Annotated in this window: 21 protein-coding genes; 4 read left to right on the plus strand and 17 right to left on the minus strand. The window is 67.4% G+C overall.

Going from position 1 to position 24,804, the window contains the following annotated elements; all coding sequences use genetic code 11:
• Window positions 1-13: 13 nt before the first annotated feature.
• From AC1M2K_RS01955 to AC1M2K_RS01965, 3 genes are all read right to left on the minus strand, one after another.
• The gene (locus tag AC1M2K_RS01955; protein WP_480239626.1) at window positions 14-2,035 is read right to left on the minus strand and encodes a serine hydrolase; all 2,022 of its coding nucleotides are present in this window, start codon (window positions 2,033-2,035) and stop codon (window positions 14-16) included.
• A 78-nt stretch (window positions 2,036-2,113) separates the two neighbouring features.
• A complete protein-coding gene (locus tag AC1M2K_RS01960; RefSeq protein WP_480239627.1) occupies window positions 2,114-3,196 on the minus strand; it encodes a glycosyltransferase family 2 protein in 1,083 nt (360 codons plus the stop codon).
• Window positions 3,193-4,458 carry a glycosyltransferase gene (locus AC1M2K_RS01965; RefSeq protein WP_480239628.1) on the minus strand — a complete coding sequence of 422 codons (1,266 nt, stop codon included), beginning with the start codon at window positions 4,456-4,458 and terminating at the stop codon, window positions 3,193-3,195. The genes AC1M2K_RS01960 and AC1M2K_RS01965 overlap by 4 nt, the downstream gene beginning before the upstream one ends.
• A gap of 92 nt (window positions 4,459-4,550) precedes the next feature.
• On the opposite strand from AC1M2K_RS01965, the gene AC1M2K_RS01970 reads away from it, so the two are divergent.
• On the plus strand, window positions 4,551-5,774 hold the full coding sequence (locus tag AC1M2K_RS01970) for an acyltransferase family protein (protein ID WP_480239629.1): 1,224 nt from the start codon (window positions 4,551-4,553) through the stop codon (window positions 5,772-5,774).
• Here the strand turns inward: AC1M2K_RS01970 and AC1M2K_RS01975 are convergent.
• The 4 genes from AC1M2K_RS01975 to AC1M2K_RS01990 are packed head-to-tail and all read right to left on the minus strand — an operon-like array spanning window position 5,771 to window position 11,059.
• Window positions 5,771-6,916 (minus strand): glycosyltransferase, encoded by a 1,146-nt coding sequence (locus tag AC1M2K_RS01975; RefSeq protein ID WP_480239630.1) that lies wholly within the window; start codon window positions 6,914-6,916, stop codon window positions 5,771-5,773. The two genes, AC1M2K_RS01970 and AC1M2K_RS01975, sit on opposite strands and share 4 nt — an antisense overlap.
• A 37-nt stretch (window positions 6,917-6,953) precedes the next feature.
• The gene (locus tag AC1M2K_RS01980) at window positions 6,954-8,135 is read right to left on the minus strand and encodes a hypothetical protein (protein WP_480239631.1); all 1,182 of its coding nucleotides are present in this window, start codon (window positions 8,133-8,135) and stop codon (window positions 6,954-6,956) included.
• 37 nt (window positions 8,136-8,172) lie between these two features.
• Entirely contained in the window at window positions 8,173-9,273 is a 1,101-nt protein-coding gene (locus tag AC1M2K_RS01985) for a glycosyltransferase family A protein (protein ID WP_480239632.1), read from the minus strand.
• Window positions 9,274-9,277: 4 nt separating this feature from the next.
• Window positions 9,278-11,059, minus strand: a complete 1,782-nt coding sequence (locus AC1M2K_RS01990; RefSeq protein WP_480237741.1) for an ABC transporter ATP-binding protein — start codon at window positions 11,057-11,059, stop codon at window positions 9,278-9,280.
• A 105-nt stretch (window positions 11,060-11,164) separates the two neighbouring features.
• On the opposite strand from AC1M2K_RS01990, the gene wecB reads away from it, so the two are divergent.
• Window positions 11,165-12,226, plus strand: a complete 1,062-nt coding sequence (gene wecB, locus AC1M2K_RS01995) for a non-hydrolyzing UDP-N-acetylglucosamine 2-epimerase (protein WP_480239633.1) — start codon at window positions 11,165-11,167, stop codon at window positions 12,224-12,226.
• 31 nt (window positions 12,227-12,257) lie between these two features.
• Here the strand turns inward: wecB and AC1M2K_RS02000 are convergent, their stop codons facing one another.
• The 6 genes from AC1M2K_RS02000 to AC1M2K_RS02025 form a co-directional block, all read right to left on the minus strand.
• The gene (locus AC1M2K_RS02000; protein ID WP_480239634.1) at window positions 12,258-13,388 is read right to left on the minus strand and encodes a glycosyltransferase family protein; all 1,131 of its coding nucleotides are present in this window, start codon (window positions 13,386-13,388) and stop codon (window positions 12,258-12,260) included.
• Window positions 13,389-13,484: 96 nt separating this feature from the next.
• The gene (locus AC1M2K_RS02005) at window positions 13,485-14,903 is read right to left on the minus strand and encodes a glycosyltransferase (RefSeq protein ID WP_480239635.1); all 1,419 of its coding nucleotides are present in this window, start codon (window positions 14,901-14,903) and stop codon (window positions 13,485-13,487) included.
• Window positions 14,904-14,905: 2 nt separating this feature from the next.
• Window positions 14,906-16,060, minus strand: coding sequence for a glycosyltransferase family 4 protein (locus tag AC1M2K_RS02010; RefSeq protein ID WP_480239636.1), 1,155 nt, complete (start codon window positions 16,058-16,060; stop codon window positions 14,906-14,908).
• Between the two features lie 4 nt (window positions 16,061-16,064).
• On the minus strand, window positions 16,065-17,051 hold the full coding sequence (locus AC1M2K_RS02015; RefSeq protein WP_480237746.1) for a Gfo/Idh/MocA family oxidoreductase: 987 nt from the start codon (window positions 17,049-17,051) through the stop codon (window positions 16,065-16,067).
• Entirely contained in the window at window positions 17,051-18,151 is a 1,101-nt protein-coding gene (locus AC1M2K_RS02020; RefSeq protein ID WP_480239637.1) for a DegT/DnrJ/EryC1/StrS family aminotransferase, read from the minus strand. The genes AC1M2K_RS02015 and AC1M2K_RS02020 overlap by 1 nt, the downstream gene beginning before the upstream one ends.
• On the minus strand, window positions 18,144-18,755 hold the full coding sequence (locus AC1M2K_RS02025; RefSeq protein WP_480237748.1) for an acyltransferase: 612 nt from the start codon (window positions 18,753-18,755) through the stop codon (window positions 18,144-18,146). The genes AC1M2K_RS02020 and AC1M2K_RS02025 overlap by 8 nt, the downstream gene beginning before the upstream one ends.
• Before the next feature lie 72 nt (window positions 18,756-18,827).
• Here AC1M2K_RS02025 and AC1M2K_RS02030 point away from each other — a divergent pair, with 72 nt between their 5' ends.
• Complete coding sequence (locus tag AC1M2K_RS02030; RefSeq protein ID WP_480239638.1) at window positions 18,828-19,538, plus strand: glycosyltransferase family 2 protein; 711 nt, start codon at window positions 18,828-18,830, stop codon at window positions 19,536-19,538.
• A 10-nt stretch (window positions 19,539-19,548) separates the two neighbouring features.
• Window positions 19,549-19,908, plus strand: a complete 360-nt coding sequence (locus AC1M2K_RS02035; protein ID WP_480237750.1) for a DUF2304 family protein — start codon at window positions 19,549-19,551, stop codon at window positions 19,906-19,908.
• Between the two features lie 54 nt (window positions 19,909-19,962).
• Here AC1M2K_RS02035 and AC1M2K_RS02040 read toward each other — a convergent pair whose 3' ends face one another.
• Genes AC1M2K_RS02040 through AC1M2K_RS02055 form a run of 4 tightly spaced genes read right to left on the minus strand, consistent with a single transcriptional unit; the run spans window position 19,963 to window position 24,803 of the window.
• Entirely contained in the window at window positions 19,963-21,924 is a 1,962-nt protein-coding gene (locus tag AC1M2K_RS02040) for a DUF6541 family protein (protein ID WP_480239639.1), read from the minus strand.
• A 37-nt stretch (window positions 21,925-21,961) separates the two neighbouring features.
• Window positions 21,962-22,945, minus strand: coding sequence for a UDP-glucose 4-epimerase GalE (gene galE, locus AC1M2K_RS02045; protein WP_480239640.1), 984 nt, complete (start codon window positions 22,943-22,945; stop codon window positions 21,962-21,964).
• Window positions 22,946-22,989: 44 nt separating this feature from the next.
• Complete coding sequence (locus AC1M2K_RS02050; protein ID WP_480239641.1) at window positions 22,990-23,853, minus strand: glycosyltransferase; 864 nt, start codon at window positions 23,851-23,853, stop codon at window positions 22,990-22,992.
• Window positions 23,850-24,803: a glycosyltransferase gene (locus AC1M2K_RS02055; RefSeq protein ID WP_480239642.1), complete on the minus strand. Its 954-nt coding sequence runs from the start codon at window positions 24,801-24,803 to the stop codon at window positions 23,850-23,852. The genes AC1M2K_RS02050 and AC1M2K_RS02055 overlap by 4 nt, the downstream gene beginning before the upstream one ends.
• Window position 24,804 lies beyond the last annotated feature (1 nt).

Consider the following 24,804-nt stretch of genomic DNA (forward strand, 5'->3'; position numbering starts at 1 on the left):
TGTGCCTTCGCGGTCAGTACCGGTTCCCGAGGTCGAGGCTCGAGACGTAGCCGGTCCGTCCGTTCGAAGTGACGCGGTACCAGAGCCTGACGCTGTCGAGCGCTTCGACGTTGGACCCTGCCGCAATCGTAAAGGCGGCTCGCCCGCCTGCCGTCGCCCTGGCCACGGTGGTCTTCGTCACGCGCATGTTTTCGACGGGGAACGTCGCCACACGCGAGATCTTGCCGTTGAAGTGTTCGTAGACGATCCGGGAGAGTGCGGCGACTCCTGCTTTCGTCGCTCCTTTGTAGCCGATGATGACGACCGAGTATGTGCCGCCGGGCGCGTACACGAGACCGGCGTCGATCTGGGTCATCCCCGACGACACCCACAGCTCGCCGGGTTTGGTCGCGATTCCGACACCGGGCGGAACGCTCGACCCGATGCGTGAGCGCCAGATCTGTTCTTTCATCAGCTTGAGCATGTACGCCGAGCTCGCTGCGCTGAGCAGCGTGCCCGAGTTGAGGCGGAGGAGCAGCGTCGTGAGATCGTTCGTTGTGCTGGTCTTGTACGAGTAGTACTTGCCCTTCCAGTTCCCCGCGTAGTGCGTTCCCGAGTAGCCCTCTGCGGCGAACATCGCGTTCATCGTGTTGGCCCCGATCAGCCCGATGATGTCACTGTGGCAGTAGTTGTCCGAGATGTGGATCATTGCGCGCAGGCACTGGGCGAGGGTGTACCCGGACGCCAGCTTCGTCGAATAGTACAGACGGCCCTGGTCGATCCTCTTCATGGCCGCGTATGCAGCGAACAGCTTGATGCTGCTCGCCGGTTCGGCGGTGTTGCCGCCGCGGACGCTGACGGCCCGCTTGAGCCCTCCCGCTTCGAATGCCGAGACGTTGTACCCACCGGGCAGGCCGGGCATGGCCGCGTTCAGCTTGTTCACCAGCGCCTTTTCGGACGCGGCCTTGGTCTGGGAGTTCGCCGTGGAGCAGGCGACGAGTCCGGCGACGCCTGCGCCCAGGGTTCCGGTGCCTCCGACAAGGGTCACGGCCTGGGCCGCCGACCTGCCGGTGATGTCGGCCTTGACGGCGTCGGGGACGCATCCGGCCTGGGATGGGTAGACCGGGCCGGGCTGGGCGGCCACCAGGGAGGCGACGCCGAGGGCATCCGCGTAGTTCGCGCCGCTGGCGAGATAGGCACGGGCCGCTGTCGGGTAGAGCAGGGTGTTCAGGCTGATCGCGGCCGAGTACTGGTCGGCGCCGTCAGCCCTGTTCACGGTCGGGATGAAACCGCGGAGCGCTGTCTCGATGCCCGCAGAGATGGTTGAGGTGCCCCCGACGAGGATCACACGCGTCACTCCGAGCGCGACGAGCTGGTTCCTGGTCGCCTGGTCGAGAGCCGCACTGCTGCCATCGACCGGAATGAGGGGCTGCTTCAGCTGCCCTGCCGCGCCCATGGCCGGGAGGACGCCGAGCCAGGTCCGTCCGGAGACCAGAATTGCGGTCTGTGCCGTCTTGAAACCGCTCGCCACGATGGCCCTCGCCGATGCGTATGCCTCTGCAGAACCGATGCGTGTCACGTCAGGGGCAACGTTCGCCCGCAGCGCCTGCACGACGGCGTCGCTGATCTTCGATGTGTCACCGACGACGACGATCTTCGTGGCTTTGAGCCGGCGGATCTCCGTGACGGTGGGCGTCGAGATGGATGTCTGAGTCGACAGGAGCAACGGCGCCCCGGCAGCGGCTGCGACCGGCCCTGCGACGAAGTTGTCGGCGAAGGTGACGGACGAACCGAGGTACACCACAGGGGCTCCGGTCGCATAGGTCGCCTTCGAGACGGCGATCGCACTCGCCGTGCGATCGGCACCGCCGACCCGTGAAACGGTCGGAGTCGTCGCCGCAGCGACTCGGGGCGAGGCTGGCGCAGCACTCGCGGTCTGGGCGGTTGCGAGCAGACCGAGAACGATCACCGACGCCAGGACCGAGCTGATCAGACCCCGTGGTCGCCGTGCTGCTTCCGTCTGTGGATTTGCCGTGTCTTCGCTTACCGCTGCCATTCGTGGCTCCCTCGTCACCTCAGCGGAGACTAGCATGCACCCCCCGTTTGGGGGAATTGAGCGCCGGGAGGAACCGGATCAGCGCAGCCCGCGGACCAGTGCAGACGCTGTGATCATCCGCAACGGCGCCTCCCTGGAGAAAAAGTGACGCAGGTCGCCCGGGAGGAGTGACCCGGGGCGGGCGAAGTGCCGACGCGCTTGGCCCAGGTCGATGAGTCGCTGCGTCGATGCCGTCGGGTCCTGGATGGCATCGAGAAGTCTCCCGTCGGCCCGGGACAGGATGCCCGCCGCCGCCGGGGCGACCGCCAGGAGCGTCCGGGTCATCTCGGCGAGGTCGAGCCGATCGGACTGCGTCCACCCGGCCGCACTCGGTCGATTGGTGACGATTCCGAAGATGTGAATCCTGAGCAGCTTGATCACCAGGGCGAGTCTCTGCCCTGCCGAGAGGTTCGCGAACCGCGAATCCTCGACGAGGAGCCGCATGAACGCCACGTCGGCACTGACCGGCTTGACCCCCATCGTCACCCTGTCGCCCGCGTCGCTGTGGATCAGGTACGCGGGTCCGTGTCGGTCGAAGCTGATCGGGAGTCCGCCGAACCAGACGGCGGTGACGTAGGCGACGTCTTCACCTGAGCCGAGTCCAGCAACGAAACGCTCGGCCCCGAACTCCTGCGTCGACACGAGCCCGAGCGGCGCGCTCCGATACGACAGCCTGTCCTTCACCCCGTCGAGATTCCTTCTCCGGCCAGGACGCACCGGTGGCGTCGGGACGTCTCTTCCACCCGCATGACGAAGCCTGGGGACTACGACGGCGGCGTGATCCCGGTCGGCGAGCGCCAGCCAGGAGTCGATGGCACCAGGCTCGAGTTCGTCGTCCGATCCCATCACCGAGGTGAACCGCGCCGTCGCCGAATCCAGCCCGAGATTGAACGGACCGGTCGGGCTGTGGATCCCGTCGTGCAGTTCGAGCAGGCGCAGCCGCGGGTCGTCGGCATGCCCGGCGAGCCCGGCACGGATGCCCGCTGCCGGAGTGTTGTGGCAGACGACGGTGAGCCGGAACGCCGCCCGGTTGTGGTCGAGGATCGAGCCCACGGCCCTGGAGATCGGTCGTCGCGGGTCGTGGACGGGGATCACCACGTCGACATCGGGATTCGAGCTCACCCGTCGACGGTATCAGCCCACGGTTCGCCGCCTTCGGCCTCCGGGCGCAGGAATCGCCGGAGTTCCCGTGCCGATGCCCGACCGTCGTGGACCCGGCGGACGAATTCGACGCCGTCCCTGGCGATCGAGCGATAGTGCGCGCGCCGCTCGAGCACGTCGAGGATCACGTCCCTGATGGTCGCCGGCGTGGCTTCGACGACCGGGAGGCGGAAGCCGGTGGTGCGGAGGACGTGTTCCCGTGAGAACTCGTCCACATGCCCGAGGACGATTCGTCCTGCTGCGAGGGCTTCGCAGGCGGCGACCCCGTAGAGTCCGAGCCGGAACTGGTCCAGGACGACGTCTGCGCGTTTGTACAGGTCAGGCATGAGGTGGGCCTGCACTCCCTCCATCCGGAGATATTCGATGATTCCGGCATCATGCAGGTCGCGGAGGATCGGGTCGATCAGGGCGGAACCCTTCATCGTCGGGCTGCTGGGGACATGGGCGACGACGGGTCGCTCGCGAACCAGGACGCCGTCCGCCGCTGCCCACACCGCCGGGTCGATCACGACAGGCAGCCATCTGCCGGCAGGGAAATCGCGCAGAAGGTCGGGCGTGGACACGTAGACGGGCGCCCCGATCTCGGCGAGGAGCGCCCGGTTGCTCAGCGCCTGCTCCTCGAGCGCCGGGACGAGGTCCCACTCGCTGTCGCGGAACGGCGACCACTCGTCACGTTCGGCGTGCCGACTCGGCAGTCGCAGGTCACTGCCGTGCGACACCATCGCCACGGCGATGCCCCTTTCCCTGAGGTCGGCGATCTCCCGGGCGGGCGACGTGTCGAAGAGGGAGCCGAAGATGCTCCGCTCGGCTTCGATGAGGACGTGGGTGAACCCCCTGGTCACGGCCTCATGCTGTGCCGCCTGCCACCGGCCCGACCTGGTGAAGACTTCGACGGGCACAGGGTTGTCGATCGGGAATCCGTAGTTCCGCTCCGACCGGTACTGCATGCTCACGGCGCCCACCCCTGGGAGGAGTTCGGCGGATCGTGCCCAGGCGTAGCCCTGTCCTGCGAAGTTCACCGGAGCGACATAGAGCCGGATGTCAGCCGAAGGCTGGTCGGGCGGCGAGGGGATGTCCTCCTCGCGAAAGCCGAACTTCGCGGGGTTCAGGCGCATCTCGTAGCGTTCAGGAGCGAGGGCGAGCAGCGCCCCGGCGATTCGCCGCAGCGGTCGCGACCAGGCCGCTCGCGCGGATGTGAACTGCGAAATCACCGTGGAGATCATCCACTCCATTATCGGCGGACGCGGGCACCCTTCGGTAGCCGCACCGTGGACACGGACGGAAGCCGCAGGTTCAGCGTTTACAATGGCTTCCTGTGACGGGTGACCAGAAGACAGGACGGATGCCGTCGGTCGCGCCCGCGCCTGTGCCCGGCGCGATCGTCCGCCCGCCCCGCCTGGATTCCCTCACCGGCCTGAGGTGGTTCGCCGCCTTCGCGGTGTTCGCGCACCACATGACGAACATCGCGCCGCTCCCCGGCGCATACGCGCTGAGTTTCGGCTCATACGGCGTCACGTTCTTCTTCGTCCTCTCCGGCTTCGTCCTGACCTGGTCGGCCCGCCCGGGAACGGCGACGTCGACGTTCTACTGGCGTCGCTTCGCCAGGATCTACCCGTCGCATTTCATCGCGCTGCTGCTCGCCATCCCGGTCTTCTACAGCTTCTCCCCCGCCGCGGACGAGTGGTGGGTCAAGCCGGTGAACGTCGGCATCCTCGCGCTGTCCTTCGTCCTGCTGCAGGGCTGGTCACGCGACCCTGTCATCCTCTTCTCCGGCAACCCGGCCGCGTGGACGCTCACCTGCGAGGCGTTCTTCTACGCCCTCCACCCGGCGATCAACCGCGTCTTCGGCCGCCTTCAGGTCAAGGGCTCGCTTCTTCTCGTCGGCGGCGTCGTCGCCGTTGCCTTCCTCTACCGCTTCGGCGTGATGGCTTTCCCCTCTTCCTGGCTGGCCCAGGCTCCGCTGCCGGTTGTTCGCCTGAGCGAGTTCGTGATCGGGATGGGCATCGCCAGGGCAATGCTCGCGGGGTGGCGGGTCCGCCTCTCACCGGTGTGGTGCTACCTCGGCGCCGGCGCGCTGATCGCCTTCTTCGCACTCTCGATCCGCTGGTCGGGAAACTCCGTTGTCGACTTCTTCCGCGCGACTGCGAACGAGTGGATCATCCTGACCTGCGCCGTCACGATCGCCGCCGTCGCGTGGAGCGACATCACCGGGAAGCGTTCGATCATGCGGTGGCGTCCGTTCGTCCTGCTCGGTGAGTGGTCGTACGCCTTCTACCTCGTGCACGCGACCGTCATCTACGCGCTTCTGGCCGTCGTCGGACAGCAGCCGAAGGGCTGGGGAAACCTCCTCTGGTACGCGGCCCTACTCGTCGTCACCGTCGCCGCTGCCGCCGCCCTGCACTACCTGGTCGAGCGTCCGTGCGAACGCTTCCTGCGGTCGTGGTGGGACCGCAGGCTCGAGCGTCGCGCCCTGAAGGCGATCGACGAGCCCGCCGAGGCGACTCCGGCGGGAAGCACGCCGTCCGGCCCGAACGCCTAGCCGTTCGTTCTCTCACGTCGGCCGATGAGGTCGGCGATCGCCGTGTCCCAGATGGCGACCTGGCTGTCTGCGTTGAGGACGGCGGCCGTCCTGGTCGACGCCGCCTTGAACCCTGAGACCGACTCGACGGTGAGCGCGTCGAGCGCATCGGCGAGCGCCTGCGCCGTGAAATCCGTCGCGACGATGCCGAGTCCGTTCTCTCGCACGATGGACTCCATCTCCGGAGACGGCCCGACCACGATCGCCAGGCGCGCCTGGATGAAGTCGAAGATCTTGTTGGGCAGTGCCCACCGGTAGCTGAAGTTCACAGGAGGAAGGACGAACACCCCGACATCGAATCGGTTGAGTGTCGGGATCAGCTCGTCGTACGGCACGGGTTCGTTCACCCGGATCCCTCCGATGGCCACGCCACGCGTCCGCAGTTCCTCGATGTATGCCGGGTCGTTCGCGGTCAGGTACAGGTCAAGCGTGGGTTTGGTCTGAGTGAGCGCGACGGCCTCGAGCATGATCTCGAGTTTGCGGTTGCGCAGGCCCGCCCCGCTGTGGACGAGACGCAACGGTGTCGTGGCTTCCGATGCCGGAAGTTCCCAGTACGGCGCTGCGTTCGTCACCACTCCGGGCAGGAAGCCGAAGTCGGCCTGGTACTGGCCGGCAAGCCCCTGGCCCACCGTGGTCCACGAACTCGCCTTCGACACGTAACGCCTGCACAACCAGCGGTAGTACGGGGCCAGCCAGCGCATCCAGCGCGCGTTCTCGGTCCGGAGCTTCGGCGTGTATTCGTGGAGGTCGGCGTGGACGCCGTGCCTGGCTTCCAGCGTCAGGGCGAGAGGTACCGTCTCAACGTCATTCGCGAGAACGACATCCCACTCCCCTGCCGGGAGGTTCTTCGTGCACCACGCGACCGCGCTTGTGCGCCAGTACGTCGCGTTGAAGAGTCTCAGTGCCAGTGTCGGGGGGAAGAAATCATTCTGCGGCTGGTCGTCAGGGATCCGGATGTGCCTGGTCACGCCATCGGGCGCGTCCCCGTATCCGCACGTGGTGACGTCGTAGCTGCCGACGAAGTGGCGGACCTGCTTGAGGACCCTGGCGTCGCCGTCGATCGGCGAGAACGACAGGATCAGGAGCTTGGGTGCTGAACTCATCTCACGATTCTTTCGGAGTCGGTGGCGATCGTCACGATCAGTTCTGGAGGAAGGTGCTGAGGACGTCGGCGGAGAACCGGCCGTCGTGGACGGTGTCCACGTAGGTCCTGCCCTGTTCCCCGATCGGACGGTACCGGGCGGGATCCGCACAGATGTCGCGGATCACGGCCTCGATCGAGTCGGCGGTCGCCTCGACGATGGGAAGCTCCAACCCGGTCTGTGCCTGCACGTACGCCCGTGACTGGTCGGTGACATGGCCGACCACGATCCGCCCGGCCGCCATGGCCTCACACGCGGCGACTCCGAAAGAGCCGATCCGGAACTGGTCGAGGACGATGTCAGCACCGCGGTAGATACCGGGCATCTCGGCCGCAGGGACGCCCTGGACGCGGTGGTACTCGATCAGTCCTTCGTCCGCGAGCCCCCCGAGCACCGGATCGATGAGATCCGACCCCTTGAGAACACCCTTGCTGGGCGCGTGGACGACCCTCGGCCGCTCGGACTCGAGCAGCCCTGCGTCGTTGTGCCATGCGGCCGTGTCGACCACGACAGGAAGCCATTGCCCCTCAGGGACGTCCATGAGAAGGTCCGGCGTCGACACGAACACCGGTGCGTCGACCGCGTCGAGCACGGCACGGTTCGCCTGCGCCTGCTTCTCGAGGACGGCCGTGTCCGGATACCGGGAGTCGGCGAACGGGGACCACGGGTTCGCTGCGGCGTGTCTGCTGGGGAGCCGGATGTCGCTCCCATGGCAGAGCATGGCCAGCTTCAGCCCTGAGCGCTGGATGTCCCGTGCCTGTTCGGCGACGCTCTGGTCGTAGACGCGCCCGAAGAGGTGTCGCTCCGCCTCGATGATGACGTGGGTGAACGACGCGAGGACGGAGCGTTTCTGCTCGCGTTGCCATCGGCCGGAGAGCACGAACGCGCCGACGGGGACCGAGACGTCCACCGGGAAACCGAAGTCGGTGTCGAGTCGGTACGCCATGCTCACGGCCCCGACCCCCGGCAGACGCTCTGCGGCGCGGGCCCATTGCCAGCCCTGTCCTGCCCAGTTGACCGGGGCGATGTACAGGCGGATCGTCGTGTCAGGGCCGACGGTCGGAACGGGTACCTTCGACACGTCGAACCGGTACCGCCCGGGCAGGACGGCGACGAGCACGCGATCAGGGACGCGTCGCGTCAGGAAGCTGAGGACCCGGAGGACCACTGGCGGCAGCACTATCGGCCCTCCCTCTCTCCTGTGGTTGCATTCTGCCTCATCGGTCGAGCCGGTAAAGCAGGAAACGCGTCAGGTTGGACTCGCGGGCGAGCATCCTGAACGGGTTTCGGGTGAGGATGTGGTCCAGGCGCGACGCCGTCCGATGCCGCTCGGTCGCCGACACCAGCGACTCGACGGTCGACCGGGAATCGAGGACCGCATCGAGCAGGGCACGGTCGGCGCGGGACAGCGGGGCGACCGCCGACGGGGAGTGACCGGCAACAGCGCTGGCACTCGACCGGAGGTCTGCGACGTCGTCAGGACCCCATGCCCCGGCGCTGGACCGGGTGATGGCCGCCCCGAGAACGTGGATGCGCAGGAGCTTCGTCACGAGGGAGCGTCGTACCTGTGGCGAGGACGCCGCCACCCAGTCACGGCCGACGAGGTCGAGGACGGCAGCCATCGCCTCGCGGATCGGGCGGGCCTGTGTCGTCACCCGGGATTCCGCGTCGGCTCCGATCACGTAAGCGGGAGCCGTCCTGAGGTAGTCGATGCGGGCGCCTGCCGTCCACATGCGGGCGCTGAATGCCATGTCCTTGCCCACCGGCATCCCTGCCGTGAACTCGAGCCCCAGCCTGCGCACGACGTCGAGGCGCAGCAGGCCGAGCGGGGCCGTGCGGTAGAACAGCCGGTCCTTGACCGGGTCGAGATGGGTCGAGCGGCGCCAACGGGTCAGCGGATTCCTCAGGAGCTCGCCGTGCTGGTGACGGAGCGGGACGAGCGCCGCATCCGGGTTGCTCCCGGCCACGTGCGCGATCCAGGCGGCCATGGCACCCGGCTCGAGGAAGTCGTCTGATCCCATGATCGACACGTGCGGTGCGGTCGCGACCGTGAGTCCGTGGTTGAACGGTCCAGCAGGGCTCCTGATGCCGTCGACGAAGTGGATGAGTTCGACATCACCGGACTCGAGCATTCCGGTCAACTGGGCTTCGATTCCCGCTGTCGGGATGTTGTGGCAGATGACGAGGACACGGACCTGCCCTGCCGGTGTCCCGTCCAGGATGGACTCCACCGTTCGCCTGATCGGGCGGGTGACGTCGTGGACGGGAACGATGACGTCGACGAGCACGGAAGCGGCCGGCGCCTGGGCGTCGTTCACCGCGCTAGTCGACAAGGCCGGCGAGCCGCGCCTGCACCGAGAAGTCCTCGACATCACGGACTACCTCGGCGAACGTGCCGTTGGTGACGATCCGCCCGTCACGCATGAAGACGACCTGGTCGTTGTCGCGGATGGTGGAGAGCCGGTGAGCCACGGAGATGATCGTCACCTGTCCTCTCAGCTCCCTGATCGCGATCGACACGTCTGACTCCGTCTTGGTGTCGAGAGCGCTCGTCGCCTCGTCGAGGACGAGGATGAGTGGGTCGCTGTACAGGGCACGGGCGATTCCGAGCCGCTGCCGCTGCCCGCCGGACAGAGACATTCCGCGTTCACCGACCCTGGCGTCGATCCCGCCGGCCCGAGAGGAGACCACTTCCCAGAGCTGTGCTCGTTCCAGGGCCTCACGCACGCGCGTCCTGTCGTAGTCGCCTGTCCAGGACAGTGCGACGTTCTCGGCCACGGTGCCGTCGAAGAGGGCGACGTCCTGGGGGACGTAGCCGACGCGGGACCGCCAGTCGGCGAGCACACCCTCGAGCGGCACACCGTCGATGAGGATGTCGCCTTCTGAAGGGACGAGCAGGCCGAGGAGGATGTCGACGAGGGTGGATTTCCCGGCCCCGGACGATCCGACGAGACCGACTGTGCTTCCCATCGGGATCGTCAGGTCGATCCCGTTGACGGCGGGCCGGTCCCCTCCTGGGTAGGTGAAGGCCACATCCCGGAGCTCGAGCAGTCGCGGTTCGCCCTGGAGAGGATCGTGGCCGATGCGCTCACCTCGCTCGAGGTAGCCCTCAGCCTTATGGATGTCGCCCATCACTGCCTTGACCTGGGGGATGTTCGAGTGGGTCTGGGTGATCACGGACTGGAACCCGGTGAGCGAAGGGACCAACCGGAACCCGGCGACGGCGAACAGTGCCACCGCCGCGAACGCGCCGGCCATCCCGCCGGAGAAGTAGGCGACGCCGCCGACGAGGATGAACCCGCCGACGAGTGCTGACTCCAGCACGAACTTCGGCACCGCACCGAGGAAGCTGAGATTCGCCCGCGCGCGCGTGGTGTGCAGCCGGTTCGAGTGGATCACGCCGGCGACCTCTCCGGCCTTGTTGCGCAGCGTGATCTCCTTGAGCGCTGACACCATGTCGGTCATCAGGCTCGCCACCTTGAACGAGTAGTCACGGTTCACCCGGCCGGCCTCCACCGATTTCCTGGACACCCAGAAGTAGAGCAGGAACGCGATGAGGCCCAGGTAGACGACGGTGACAAGGGCCGTGACCGGCTGGGCGATCACGATGACGACGAGGACCGAGATCGACGTCGTGAAGAGTGTGGGGAGGCTGAGGACGGGCAGGAGGAATCCGGCGACCACTGCGGCGATCCCGACGTCCGCCATCCTGACCAGCTGGGAGGTGTTCCTCTGCAGCCGCTCCGTCCACGGGGCCTGGATGTACGCCCCGAAGAGGCGGTCGCCGATCTCGAGCTCGTACTTGGCGAAGCGTCTGGTGGCGCGCCACTGGAGCAGCACGCTCAGGCCCGACTTGAGGATGATCAGGCCGGACACGGCCACGAGGATCCACACGTACCCAGACTGGTCGATCGTGCCGACGACCGGCAGTGTCACAGGATCCGACTGCACCATCGCCGCCATCGAGAGGGCGAGCAGGCCGATCGCAGCGACGTCGAGCAGCGCAAGGGCCGACGAGAGGATGACGTATATCGACAGGAAGCGGCGGGCTCGGGGTGGCAGCAGCGGCAAGAGTTGTTTCAGGGTCTGCCAGAGGAGTTTCACGGATCGTCTACCTTCGGGGGATCGAAATCCCATGATCCCACAGTTCCCTGATCGCCCGGTCAGGCCAGACACCCGCCGGGTGGCGACGAACTAAGATGGCTCCTCGTGAAGATAATCAGTGTCGTCGGGGCCCGCCCGCAGTTCGTGAAGCTCGCTCCCATCGCCAAGGCGGCCGCACTGGCAGGCGTCGACCACGTGATCGTCCACACCGGCCAGCACTACGACCCGATGCTGTCCGACGTCTTCTTCCAGGACCTCGGGATCCCCGCGCCTGACGTCCACCTCGGGATCGGTTCCGGGTCCCACGGTGTCCAGACGGGTGCGATGCTCGCAGCCCTCGACGCCGTCTTCGAGGAGGAGCAGCCGGACTGGGTACTCGTGTACGGCGACACGAACTCGACGGTGGCCGCCGCGCTCAGCGCCGTCAAGCTGCACTTCAAGCTGGCTCACCTCGAGGCCGGGTTGCGGTCGTTCAACCGGCAGATGCCCGAGGAGCACAACCGCGTCCTCACCGACCACGCCGCAGACGTGCTCTTCGCTCCGACCACGGTCGCGGCCGAGCACCTGGCGAACGAGGGCCTGCGCGATCGCACCGTCGTCGTCGGCGACGTCATGACCGATGTCCTTCTGCTCATCCGGGACGAGATCGCCGGGAAGCCGTCTGAACTCGTCGCCGAGCTCGGGCTCACACCCGGCGAGTTCCACGTCGCGACGATCCACCGTGCGGAGAACACCGACGACCCCGCGCGCCTCAGGCAGATCGTCGACGGGCTGGCAGCGCTCGAGCACCGCGTGGTGCTGCTCGCTCACCCGCGTGTCGTGGCGAAGGCGGCCGAACACGGCATCGACCTCACGGCCGGTTCACTCCTCGCCCACGCCCCGCTCGCCTACCCGGACCTCATCGCGGCTGTTGCATCGAGCCGCGGAGTGATCACCGATTCCGGTGGGCTCCAGAAAGAGGCATTCCTTCTCCGGGTCCCGTGCACGACCGTGAGGACCGAGACCGAATGGGTCGAAACGGTCGAACTCGGCTGGAACGTCCTCGCGAACACGAAGGACGAGATCGCCGCGGCAGCGACACGCCCCCGCCCTGCCGAGACCGATGCGACCCCGTACGGCGACGGCGATGCGGCCACGAGGACGATCGACTACCTGATCGCGAACTGACCGCAGGAACCCGGGCGGTTCCGGCGGGCGGTCAGGCCCGGCCGGCGAGCCTGGCGATGCAGCCGTCCCACACATCCACCTGCGGTCCTGCGGACAGCTCACGGGCGGCCGCGTCTGCATTCGCCTTGTAGGCCGAAACGGAGTCGACGGTCAGTCCGGCGATCGCCGCTCGCAGTGCGTCGATCGAGAAGTCAGTTGCGACGGCGCCGAGCTCGAAGCGGTCGACGTACTTCGCCATCTCGGCCGAGGGCCCGACCACGATTCCCAGGCGGGCCTGGACGTAGTCGAACATCTTGTTGGGGAGCGCCCACTCGTTGTTGAAGTTCACCGGCGGCAGGAAATGCACTCCGACGTCGAACGCGTTCAGAGTTCTCACCAGGTCCGAATAGGGCACTGGGTCGTGCAGCGTGATCCGGTCGGACTCGTCTGCGCCCTGCCGCAGTTCGGCGAGGTACGCGGGATCGTTCGCGGTGAGGTACAGGTCGAGGGTCACGTCCGCCGGCGACCCGCTGACCGCTGCGATGAGGGTGTGGATGTTCCGTTTCCGCAGCGCCGCCCCGCTGTGCACGAGGCGAATCGGCTCCCCGACCGGCTGCGGGGCGACGTCGGCGAACGGAGCGGCGTTCGTCACCAGCAGCGGCCGGAAGCCGAAGTTCCGCTCGTACTCCTTCGCCAGCCCCTCGCCGACCGTCGTCCAGGACTGGGCCTTGCTGACGTACCGTTTGCAGAGCCATTCGTAATACGGGGCGATCCGGCGGAGCCAGCCCTCGAATTCGGCATGGAGGCGGGGGCTGTACTCGTGCAGGTCTGCGTGGACACCACGCGCGGGGGCGAGATGCAGCGCCAGGGGCACGGTTTCGACGTCGTTCGCCAGGATCACGTCGAACGGATGGCCGGCCAGCGCCTTCCTGGCCCATGTGACGGCGCCGAGGCTCCAGTAGGCGCGGGAGTAGAGGTGAAGGGTGATCAGCCGGCCGTTCAGATCGTTGGCCGGCACCTCATCGGGGATCTGGATGTGCTCGTCGACGCCGTCCGGCCTCGGCCCGTAGCCGCACGTCGTCACCGAGTAGGTCGAGGCGAACCGTTCGACCTGTTTGAGGACGCGGGCGTCGGTCGCGATCGGAGAGAACGACAGGATGAGGAGCTTGGTTGCTGAAGGCACGACCCAAGTTTCGCATTTCTTTCCGGCCGTCGCGTGCACCGGCGCTCGTCACACCCGGCGGCGCGGCAGCGTCAGGGTCGCTCGCCCCGGCCGGGTTCAGCGATCGCGCCGACGCTCGATCAGCGAACCGTACAACCGCAGCAGGCGTTCCGATTCACCCTGCCAGGTGAGCTCGGGCGCAGCCAGGCGGATCGCGGTGCGCCGTTCGCTCGTGGATGACAGGGCGGATGTGATCGCGGCGGCCAGTTCGCTGGCGGGCATCTCGGTCGCGACGGCCTCACCGACGTCGTAGTGGCGCACGAGACGTGCCGCATCGACGATGTCTGTCGCCACGATGGGGATGCCGGCCTGGATGGACTCGAAGAGTTTGTTCGGCAGTGAGTACTCGTAGCTCAGGCACGCCGGTCGGGTCAGGACGAGCGAGACATCGGCGTCGGCGAGGGCGGCTGAGACCTCGTTCGACGGCACAGCGCCAACGAAGTGGACCCGGCCGGCGAGTCCGAGCTCGGCGACCCTCGCGTCGAGACCGGCCCGGTAGATCTCCGATCCGAACCCGAGCAGGACGAAGTGCACGTCATCTGGCAGGAGCGGCAGGGCTTCGATCGTCTCTTCGATCCCACGGTTCGTCGTGATTCCGCCGCAGTAGGCCAGGACTCGGTCCCCGGATCCGAGGCCGGCCAGTTCCCGCAGGCGACCGTCCTGAGGCTCGGGGACGCTCCCGGTGAAGACCGGGATGTTCCGCACGAGCACCGGCTGGTCGCGCAGGCGGAAGCGGGACTTCAGCCAGTCGGCGATGCTGGGAGAGACCGTGACGACGGCGGCGGCTCGTTTCGCGCCGACACGTTCGTAGAGCCGCTCGAACCGTTTGGCGACGGGGCGGTCCGCGCTGATGTTGCGCTCGGTCCACAGTTCATGTGAGTCGTACACATAGGGCACCGACAGGCGGCGTCCGACGGCCAGCGCGGCGATGAGGGTGTTGGCGTCGTGGGCGTGGATGACGTCAGGACGCCAGCTGGTCATGTGGGAACTCGCCCGCATCCAGAACGAGCCCTGCTTGATCGTGGCGTCGGCGCGGCGCCACAGGTCGATGGCCAGCCCTTTTGCCCGCTTGCCTGCTGCAGGCCGCGGCGCCGGCGTCGGCGTGGGCGTGGGGGTCGGCGCGGCCGGGGTGACCGTGGCGGTGGTCTCCTGCTCCGGATGCGCCCCCGTCGGCGTGTATGTGGGGACCGGTCGCCCGAGGAGGCGGCGCGCAGACAGACCCCATCGCGTCAGGAGGTGGGCGATTTCACGGAGCGGGACCCGGTCGATCTCGACGGGCCCTGTCTCCAGGCCGGGGCCGAAGTGGCCCGTTCTGGAGGAGAAAGCGAAGATCCGCACATCCGCCCCCGCCTCGGCAGCCGTCGCAGCGATCTTCAGCACGCGGGTGTCCGCGTAGGTGTCGTTGTAGACGACGAACGCGATCCGCGGACGCCTGCCGTCGATCGTCGGAAGTGATTCGTTGCTGTATGTTCCCATGGTCAGTTCCCGACCCTTCGTGTGCGCGCAGCGGACACGGCTTGCGCCGCGCGAGTCCCTGCGGTCTCCAGCGAGGCGTTCTCCCTGGACCAGCTCGCAAGGCGATCGGGGTCCCAGGTCCTGGTGCCGCCGAGCATGGTGGTGAGGGCATCGGCGACGGCGACGACCTCGTAGTCGACGGCGAGGCCCAGATCGGCGGAGCCGATGATCCCGCCTGCCGGGCCCGGCCCGCAGAACAGTACAGGGGTCCCGCACGCGACGGCCGCGAAGATCTTGGTGGGGATGGCGAAATCGTAGCCCTGCCCCGGTTTCAGGCTGACGGCGGCGACCCTGGCCGACCGGAGGTGCTCGGCCGCGCGTTCGGGGGCGACGACGTCCCTGAATTCGACGAGCCCGGGGGCGACGTCGGCGGCGAGCTCCTGCAGGGCGTCCCACGCACTCCCCTGGCCCAGGAAGATCAGGGTCGCGTCGGGGACACGGCGTCGAACCTCCGGCATCGCGCGGACGAAGATGTCTGCGCCTTGCCATTCGGATGTCGTCCCCGCGTAGATGACGACAGGCGCGGGGCGGGAATCGGCACCGGCCGGCGCGAAGATGGCGGTGTCGATCCCGTTCGGGACGACGACCGTGCGGTTGTGTCCCGAGAGTTCTTCCACCCGGCCGGCGACACCGGTGCTCACGGCGATCACCCGGCTCGCGTGACGCAGGACGTGCGACTCGACGACGCGCAGCAGCCGGACGACCGCGCGCGGAGCGCCGGTCGACTCAGCGGCATCCGACCAGACATCGGCGGCGTAGTACACATATGGCGCCCGCCTGAGCGCTGCCACGACACGGACCACGATCCCCGTCGTCGGGGGCGGTTCGCTCACGTACACATCCGCGCGTCTGCCGAACAACAGCCGGAACGCGAGCGGGACGTCGAAGCTCAGGTACTGGAGGTAGCCCCTGACGTACCCGTCACGATCGCGGAGCACGGGGAAGCGCCTGACCCGTACGCCCGGACGGGTCGACGACGCCTCCGCCGACCTGGTAGACGTGGTCGTGACCGTGACCTCGTGCCCTGAGGCGTCGAGAGCGTCAGCGAGGGCTGCCAACCGGAATGACGCGGCGGCCGGCTCCGGTGAGAATATCCGACTCGCGATCGTGACGCGCATCGCCCTAGAACTCGACAGACTTCCCCGTCTGGGCAGACTCGATGACGCCCTCGACGACGGCGAGCGTGCGGAGGCCCTCCTCCATGGTGACGACGTCAGTGCGCAAGCCGAGCACGGCGTCACGGAATGCCTCGTGCTCCACCCGCAACGGCTCCCTCTTGTTGAGCGCGAATCGGGTGACGTCTCCTTCTGAGACGCCCCTGAACGCGGAGACGTATTCCCATTCGGTCGGGAAGGTGCCGTTGGCGTAGAAGGTCAGATCGCCGCTGTTCGTGTCAGCCACGTAGGCGCCGCGCTCACCGGTGACGATGGTGACGCGTTCTTTCATCGGGCTGAGCCAGTTGACGACGTGGTTCACGATGATGCCGTTCTCGAGCCGACCGGTGGCGAGGATCATGTCCTCGTACGCCCTGCCGCTCTTGTGCATCGTCTGCGCGAAGATCGTCTTGTGCGGCGACTGGGCCACCCAGGCCGTGAGGTCGACGTCGTGGGAGCCGAGGTCCTTGGCGACGCCGACGTCGGCGATGCGCGACGGGAACGGCCCCTGACGACGGGTGGCGATCTGGTAGACCTCACCGACGTCCCCTGCGGCGATACGGCGGCGGAGTTCCTGCAGCGCAGGGTTGAAACGCTCGATGTGCCCGACGGCGCCGACGAGGCCCTTGGCCTTGAACGCGTCGACCATCCGCCGTCCGGCCTCGACGGAGTGCGCGATCGGCTTCTCGACGAGGGTGTGCACGCCGGCCTCGGCGAGGGTCAGCGCCGCGGCCTCGTGGAACGCGGTCGGAACGGCGACGACGGCCATGTCGATGCCCGTCGCGATGAGCGCGTCGATGTCGGGAAGGACGTCGAGCGATCCGGCGACACCGTGCGGGTCCCCGCCCGGGTCGGCGATGGCGACGAGGTCGACACCGGGAAGCTCACGGAGAACCCTGGCATGGTGGCGGCCCATCTGGCCGACTCCGAGGAGCCCGACCCGCAACTCGGCCACTATGCGCCTGCCTTCGCGACGGCGTTGACGGCTTCGACGATGCGAGCCAGGTCGTCCTGGGACAGTGAGGGGTGAACGGGCAGCGACACGACCTCTGCAGCGGCCTTCTCGGTCTCGGGGAGATCGAGACCTGGGGCGAAGTGGGTGAGCGAAGGGAGGCGGTGGTTCGGCACCGGGTAGTAGACACCGCTTCCGACCGCGTATTCCTCTTTGAGCGCCGTGACGAAGCCGTCGCGGTCCTCGGGGACCCGGACCGTGTACTGGTGGTACACGTGCACGGCGCCCGCGGCGACAGGGGGCACGATGACACCCTCGAGGTTGGCGTCGAGGAACGCGGCGTTCTGCTGCCTCGTCGTCGTCCACGCGCCGACCTTGGTCAGCTGGACGCGGCCGATGGCGGCGTGGATGTCTGTCATCCGGTTGTTGAGCCCGACGACCTCGTTCTGGTACTGGGTCTCCATGCCCTGGTTCCTGAACAGCTTCACCCGGCGGACGAACTCCTCGCTGTCGCAGGTGACCATGCCGCCTTCGCCACTGGTCATGTTCTTCGTCGGGTACAGGCTGAACATCCCGAACCGACCGAAGGTTCCGACGCGCCTGCCGTCCAGCTCTGCGCCGTGGGCCTGCGCCGCGTCCTCGTAGAGGTCGAGTTCGTACTTCTCGGCGAGAGCGGAGAGCTCGGCGAGGTGGGCGGGGTGGCCGTAGAGGTGCACAGGCATGATCGCCTTGGTGCGGCTCGTGATGGCTGCTTCGACCGCGACCGGGTCCAGCGTGAACTGCGCGGGCTCGATGTCGACGAAGACCGGGGTCGCACCGGTGAGTGCGACGGAGTTCGCCGTTGCGGCGAAGGTGAACGACGGCACGATGACCTCGTCACCGGCGCCGACGCCTGCGGCCAGGAGGCCGAGGTGGAGGCCGGAGGTGCCGGAGTTGACGGCGACGCTCGCCCTGCCCTGCACCATGACGTCGGCGAATTCGCTCTCGAACCTGGCGACCTCAGGGCCCTGGGCGACCATGCCCGAGCGGAGGACGCGGTCGACGGCCTCGCGTTCCTCGTCTCCGATGATCGGCTTTGCCGGGGGGATAAAGGGCTTAGTCATGTGCGACTACCTCTCTGAGTGTGCCGTCGATTTCTTCGTACAGTGCCGAGGTCTCCGGGCACTGCCAGCCGGCATCCGTTTCGGTCAGGCGGAGGCCGGCTTTGCCGACCCAGCCGATGCGTTTGGCGGGAACTCCTGCCATGAGCGCGAAGTCGGGGACGTCACGGGTGACGACGGCGCCTGCGGCGATGGTGGACCAGGCGCCGATGGTGACGGGGGCGACGCAGACGGCGCGTGCGCCGATCGCTGCACCCTCGCGGATGGTGACACCGACAGGCTCCCAGTCGTGCGCGCTCTTCTGTGAGCCGTCCGGGTTGATGGCGCGGGGGTATGTGTCGTTTGTCAGCACGACGGCGGGTCCGATGAACACGCCGTTGCCGAGCTTCGCGGGCTCGTAGACGAGCGCGTAGTTCTGGACCTTGCAGTTGTCGCCCAGCTCGACGCCCGTCCCGATGTACGCCCCACGGCCGATGATGCAGTTGCGGCCGAGTTTCGCGTCCTCACGAACCTGCGCCAGGTGCCAGACGGAACTCCCTTCGCCGATGTCCGCCTGCTCGGAGACGTCTGCCGACGGCACGATTCGGGCGTTGGGGTGAATACTCAAGTGGGCTCCTCGCACACATTCTGTCGACGGCTGGTGCGCACCAAGACTATAACGTTCTGTCACAATGGGCGTATGACCCCCGACGCTTCGAACGAGCCTGACGTTGCCGTCGAACGGGACTTCGGGGCGTGGATCATCATCCCGCTCTACAACGAGGCCACCGTCATCGGTCGCGTCGTCACCGAACTGCTCGAACGCTTCGTGCATGTCGTGTGCATCGACGACGGCAGCACGGACGGCTCAGCGGCGGTCGCCGCTGCGGCCGGGGCACGGGTACTGAGACACCCGGTCAACCTCGGCCAGGGCGCAGCGCTGCAGACCGGCCTCTCCTATGTGGCGCAGAAACCCGAAGCGCGGTACATCGTCACCTTCGACGCCGACGGCCAGCACCGGATCGAGGACGCCGAGGGGATGCTCCGAGCGGCTCGCGAGCACGACGCTGCCATCATCTTCGGTTCCCGTTTCCTCGACGACCGCACACAGCCGGGCTGGCTGAAGAAGGTCATCCTGAAGACCGCGGTCTGGGTGACGAACCGCACCACGGGACTCCGCCTCACCGACGCACACAACGGCCTGCGCGTCATCCGGACGGATGCCGCGAGGCTCGTCGACCTGCAGCAGGACAGGATGGCCCACGCCACGGAGATCGTGTTCCAGCTGGGCAGGACGAAGCTGCCGTGGGAGGAGTACCCGGTCGAACTCCTCTACACCGACTATTCGAAGGGGAAGGGCCAGTCAGTGCTGAACTCGGTCAACATCCTCGTCGACCTTCTCGTGCGTTAGGACGAAGACCATGTGGATCCAGATCATTCTCGTCGTCGGCGTCGTCGTCGTCGGCCTCTTCCTCACCCGTCCGTCCGGACGCGACAGCCACCTGGCGCTGCGCCGTCTGTTCCTCGCGGCTTTCGTCGTCGTCGCGATCGGGTCCATCATCTTCCCGCAGTGGCTCACCTGGGTGGCCAACCTCGTCGGAGTCGGCAGAGGCACGGACCTCCTGCTCTACGGTTTCGTGCTCGCGTTCCTGATCTACGTGTCGACGACGTACCGTCGCAATGTGCAGCTGGACCGCAAACTGACCAGGCTCGCCCGTGAGATCGCCCTCGCTGAGGCGCGGATGGAAGACGCAGCAGCAGGTCAGGACGACCGACGCTGAGACCGGCCGCATCCGTCGTCCCCAGGAGTCCGTGCCGGAGGAACGACGCGGTCCCTAGTCGCAGGCCGTGATCCGGTAGAGGACCTTGTCGCCCTCGCGGTCGATCTCCTCCACGACCCCTGAGTCAGCGAGATCGAGGAGGCCCCGGTAGTTGGTCGTGCTGTCGAAGGAGAGCACTCCGCCGGCGTCCCTCGTGTACACGCCGAAATCGAGGACGTATCCGACGCCGAGTTCCCTGACGGCCTCGCAGACGGCTGGGTCGGTTGCCGCTTCGTTGAGGTGCATGTTGATGAGAACGTGTGACGGCTCCGCTGACACGTTGAAGTGGGGGTTGAGGACGTGCCGGTCGCCGACGACGTAAGCCAATGACGCACCGGTCCAGGGGTTCCCGGCGACGACGGCATCCTCAGGGACGTTCTCGTGGAGTCGTTCGAGGAGGGTGCGTTCATCGATCGACAGGATCGGCGACCACTCCGTCATGGCGTACTTCGGCTGTGCCTCGGCCACTGCGGCCTGCATTCCGGCCTGGGTGGTGGCCAAGAGCAGCGCGCCGGCGATCACAGGGGCGATCACGGACGCCTTGCCTGCGCGGAGCCTGGCGTTGAGCTCAGGCGAGAGCCGTTTCACGGCGAAGTTCCAGGCCGCGACCACTCCGAGCACAGCGATCGGGGCCGAAATCGTGGCGAGGAGGGCTGTCAGCCGCGGCGGGTCCTTGTAGAAGAGGCCGATGGCGACGTTGCGCAGGTCACCGTACGGCAGGGAAGCGGAGACGACGAAGAGGATGGCCGCGACGGCCCACATCCCCGCGATCCACCATCGTCCGCCTCGCACGACAGACACGAGGCCGATGAGGGTGAGGACGCTGACAACCACTGCAGGCGCCGCTCCCTCCCGTGAGTTGCTGAACAGCTCGACCAGGGCGTAGAACGGGGTCGCGTATGCATCCCACGGAGCCGTGTTCCCGAGCCGGCCGATGACATACCAGGCCACTGCGAGGACGCCGACGGCGAGTGCACCGGCAAGAACCGCCGTCCATCGGATCCGCGGCGACGGATGGCTCCGCCAGAGACGGATCACCACCGCGACGAGCACGGGGACCAGCATCGCCGCCCACGCGAACACCGCCGCGGATTGTGCAAGTCCCATGGCCGCGACCGTTGCCGCAAGCGCCAGGGCGCGGAGCAGAGCCGGCTCCTCGGACGGGAACGAGGCCAGCCGGGTGAACGACAGCGCGAGGGCGAGGGCCAGGGGGATGAAGGCGAGGGCGAGGAAGTACGGGTACAGCACGCCGTAGTCGAGCGGAAGCAGTGGGAATCCGGGGAGGGCGGCGCTGACGATGCCTGCGGCGGCGATGGCGACGCGGCTTCCCGGCGCGACGACGCGGGTCAACGCCATGACTCCGGCCGGCCACGCACCGGCGGCGACGACGATGTTCACCATGTTGGCGGCCACGAGGACGCTCCCGCCCGACGATGCAGACACGAGCGACACCACGCCGTGCCACGCGGCCGGGTAGAAGCTCGATGTGCCCTCCGGCAGGATCAGTCCGCTGAGATGGAACGACGACGCGTTCGCCGTGTCGAGGATGAACTTGGTGCCGTTGAGGTGGAACGCGGCGTCGAAGGTCTGCGACATGTTTCCCGGTTCGCCGAAGACCACGATCAGCTGGACGGTGATCACGAGGGCGGCGACAACGAGTGCCGCCACCGTCCAGCCGGTGGTGACGGCGTTGCGCTGGACGCGCGGGCGTGTCCATGTGCCGGCGAGGAGGCGGCGGGCAATGGCGACGACGACCCCGAGCACGGCGATGGCCAGAAGCACAGCCGGGACGGACCAGGCCAGGTTCACGAAGGGGAACGCGATGCCGAGGACGGCGATCACCGCGACGGACACGGCGGGGGCAGCCACGTACAGCAGGAACCCGCGCGCGCCGGCCGCGAACAGCAGCGCAAGGCCGGGCAGGTAGAGAACTCCGACGGCGACGACGAGCACCGGGAGGGCGAGAAGCCAGCTCACCTCGTCATCTCGGCTGTCACACGCAATGGCCTGGCGATCATGACTGTTGACCCTGCCGGGTGAATACCGAGGCATCCCACGCGGATGTCACCATGTCCGCCAGGCTCAGCCGGGCGCGCCAGCCGAGCTCGACGCTCATCCGTGACACGTCGGCGACGACGGCAGCAGGGTCACCCGGCCTGCGGTCCATCAGAAGCGGGGTGAACACACTGCCCGATGCCGTGGAGAGCTGGGTGAGGACGTCGAGCACGCTCGCCCCTTCGCCCGTTCCGACGTTCAGCACCGTTGATCGCTCGGGAGCTGCCGCCAGGTGATCGAGTGCGGCGATGTGGGCGTCGGCCAGGTCGAGCACATGCACGTAGTCCCTGACGCCTGTTCCGTCCGGTGTGTCGTAGTCGTGCCCGAAGACGCGGGGCTGCTCGCCGCGGTGAACGGCGTCGATGGCGAGTGTGAGGAGGTTCATCGGCATGGTGTCACCGAGGTCGCGCCACCCCGCTCCTGCGACGTTGAAGTAGCGCAGGCTGGCCGTGTTGATGCCCAGAGCGTGTCCGGCGGCCGCCACGAGCCATTCTCCGGCGAGTTTGGTCTCCCCGTATGGGTTGATGGGCCGGGGCGGCGTGTCCTCGGAAACGGGCGACGTGTCTGGGTTGCCGTACACCGCTGCGGAGGACGAGAAGACGACCCTGTCGACGGCCGTGCCCTCGAGGGCGGAGAGGACGTTCGCCAGGCCGCCGACGTTCTCCCGGTAGTACCGGGCCGGCTGTTCGACGGACTGCCCGGCCTGCTTCAGTGCCGCGAGGTGGACGAGCGCGGTGACCTCGTTCTCGTCGATGAACGCGCGGAGAGCACGAGGGGCGTCGTCTCCGGCCAGATCGATCACCCCGAGCGGGACGTTGCCGATCCGTGTGGGGTCACCGTTGGCGAGGCTGTCGACGACGACAACGTCTTCGTTCCTCTCCAGGAGGAGCCGGACGACGTGACTACCGATGTATCCGGCGCCGCCGGTAACGAGAACTGACACCCGTCAATAGTAGTAGTCGGCTTCTGGGAGAGTCCGAAGGACCCTCAGGCGCCGTCGGCGCTGAAACCGCGGGCGATCAGGCGGCGGTACAGGACGGTCCGAATGCGCACAGGAACGAAGCGATAGAGGCCACGGACGGCGAGGTTGCGGCAGAACTGTGCCCTGGTCGTGAAACGGATGGTGCGGAGGGCGCGCTGGAGGTTCAACTCGGCTTCGAACTGCTTGCGCCCGCCTCGCCTCGAGTACGCGCCTGCGCCGACCCTGTACATCAGCAGAGCGTCAGGAAGGTTGTCGACGCGCGCACCGGAGTGGATCATTCGGGCGAACAGCCAGTAGTCCTCCATCAGGCCGATGTCCTCGTACCCGCCCGCCCGCTCGACGGCGGCGCGGCGGTACATCACGGTGGGATGGTTGAACGGGTCGTGGAACCGCGCATACTTCGCGATGGCGTCTGCGCCGGTCGGAGGGGTTCTGCGACCGATGACAGCACTCGTGTCATCGGCAAATTCGAGCATGCCGGTTCCGACGAGGTCGAAGCCTTCGTGCACCTTCGCCAGCTGCCGTTCGAACCGGCTCGACAGGGAGACGTCGTCCGCGTCCATGCGCGCCACGATGTCGAACGAACACGCGGCGAGGCCGGCGGTGAGCGCGTTCGCGAGGCCGCCGCGTTCAGGGATCCGGAGGTGGACGACCGGGACGTTCGTCGAGGCAATGGCATCCGCCACCGCCGCCTCGAGGGCCTCAGGCACCGCCCCGTCCTGGACGAGGACGACCTCGTCCGGTGGGAGGGTCTGCGCGGTGACCGAGCTCGAGAATGCCCTGGCGAAATGCTCAGGTTCGTCCTTCTCGTAGACGGGCAGGAGAAGAGAGAACGGGGCGGGGCGCTGCGGGGTGTCCGTGCCGGTCATGCGTGCCGACGCCCGAGAACGGCGAGAATGTCATCCGGCACGCCTGCGCCGGCGAGGACCTCGGTGTTCGGGCGCGGTTTCCGGCCGAAACCTTCCTTCAACCCTGAGGAGAGCCCTGCCCGGAGTGTCCGCCTGTCCTGTGACAGCCGGAACGTCCTGGCCCAGCGCAACGCTGAAGCACCGATGTAGAGGATCTTCTCCCCCACGCTGAGCGCGGGGGATTTCCGGAACAGCCACACCTTGTTGCGGACTTCGAGCCGGAATCGCGGGCCGGGGTCGACATCGGTCGACGCGAGCGCCTTCGTCTTGTGGACGACGCGACTCGCAGGAACGCTCAACCCCACCCCGTGGCGAAGCAGCCTGGCGCTGAACTCGAAGTCGTCGTTCCAGAGGAAGTAGTCGACGACGGGGAAACCGCGTCGGAGGATGGCGTCTGCACGGTACATCGACGAGACGAACGACAGCGAGCGCACGGCGACCGCGTCGATACGCGACGCCAGGTCCTTTTCCCTGCGCCCGGCGAAGGGGTTGCGGCGCGGCGTGTTCATCGGGTGCTCAACACCGTTGGTCCACACCACCCGCGACCCGACGGCGCACAGGTCGTCGCTGTCGTAGCGTTCGACGGCGTCGAGCAGGGAACCGAGTGCGTCCGGCTCCGGGATGGTGTCGTCGTCCATCACCCAGACCCAGTCGGGGTCGTGACGCGCGATCGCCGCGGCCATCCCGACCGCGAAACCGCCTGCGCCCCCGGTGTTGGTGGAGAGTTCGATGAGCGTCGCCGTCGGTGCCACCTCACGGACGACGGCCGCAGAGTCGTCGCTGGATGCATTGTCGACGACGACGATGGCATCCGGGACACGCGACTGGGAGTGCAACCCGGCCAGGACCTCGATGAGGAGGTCGCGACGGTTGTAGGCGACGACAACCGCAACTACCTGACGACTGCGCACC

This window comes from Mycetocola sp. Y171 (assembly GCF_056713165.1).

Bases quoted from the DNA above. Each gene is read 5' to 3' on its own strand.
- AC1M2K_RS01955 (WP_480239626.1), bottom strand. From the start codon at position 2,035: ATGGCAGCGGTAAGCGAAGACACGGCAAATCCACAGACGGAAGCAGCA.
- AC1M2K_RS01965 (WP_480239628.1), bottom strand. From the start codon at position 4,458: ATGATCTCCACGGTGATTTCGCAGTTCACATCCGCGCGAGCGGCCTGG.
- AC1M2K_RS01975 (WP_480239630.1), bottom strand. From the start codon at position 6,916: ATGAGTTCAGCACCCAAGCTCCTGATCCTGTCGTTCTCGCCGATCGAC.
- AC1M2K_RS02005 (WP_480239635.1), bottom strand. From the start codon at position 14,903: ATGGGAACATACAGCAACGAATCACTTCCGACGATCGACGGCAGGCGT.
- AC1M2K_RS02010 (WP_480239636.1), bottom strand. From the start codon at position 16,060: ATGCGCGTCACGATCGCGAGTCGGATATTCTCACCGGAGCCGGCCGCC.
- AC1M2K_RS02020 (WP_480239637.1), bottom strand. From the start codon at position 18,151: ATGACTAAGCCCTTTATCCCCCCGGCAAAGCCGATCATCGGAGACGAG.
- AC1M2K_RS02030 (WP_480239638.1), top strand. From the start codon at position 18,828: ATGACCCCCGACGCTTCGAACGAGCCTGACGTTGCCGTCGAACGGGAC.
- AC1M2K_RS02035 (WP_480237750.1), top strand. From the start codon at position 19,549: ATGTGGATCCAGATCATTCTCGTCGTCGGCGTCGTCGTCGTCGGCCTC.
- AC1M2K_RS02050 (WP_480239641.1), bottom strand. From the start codon at position 23,853: ATGACCGGCACGGACACCCCGCAGCGCCCCGCCCCGTTCTCTCTTCTC.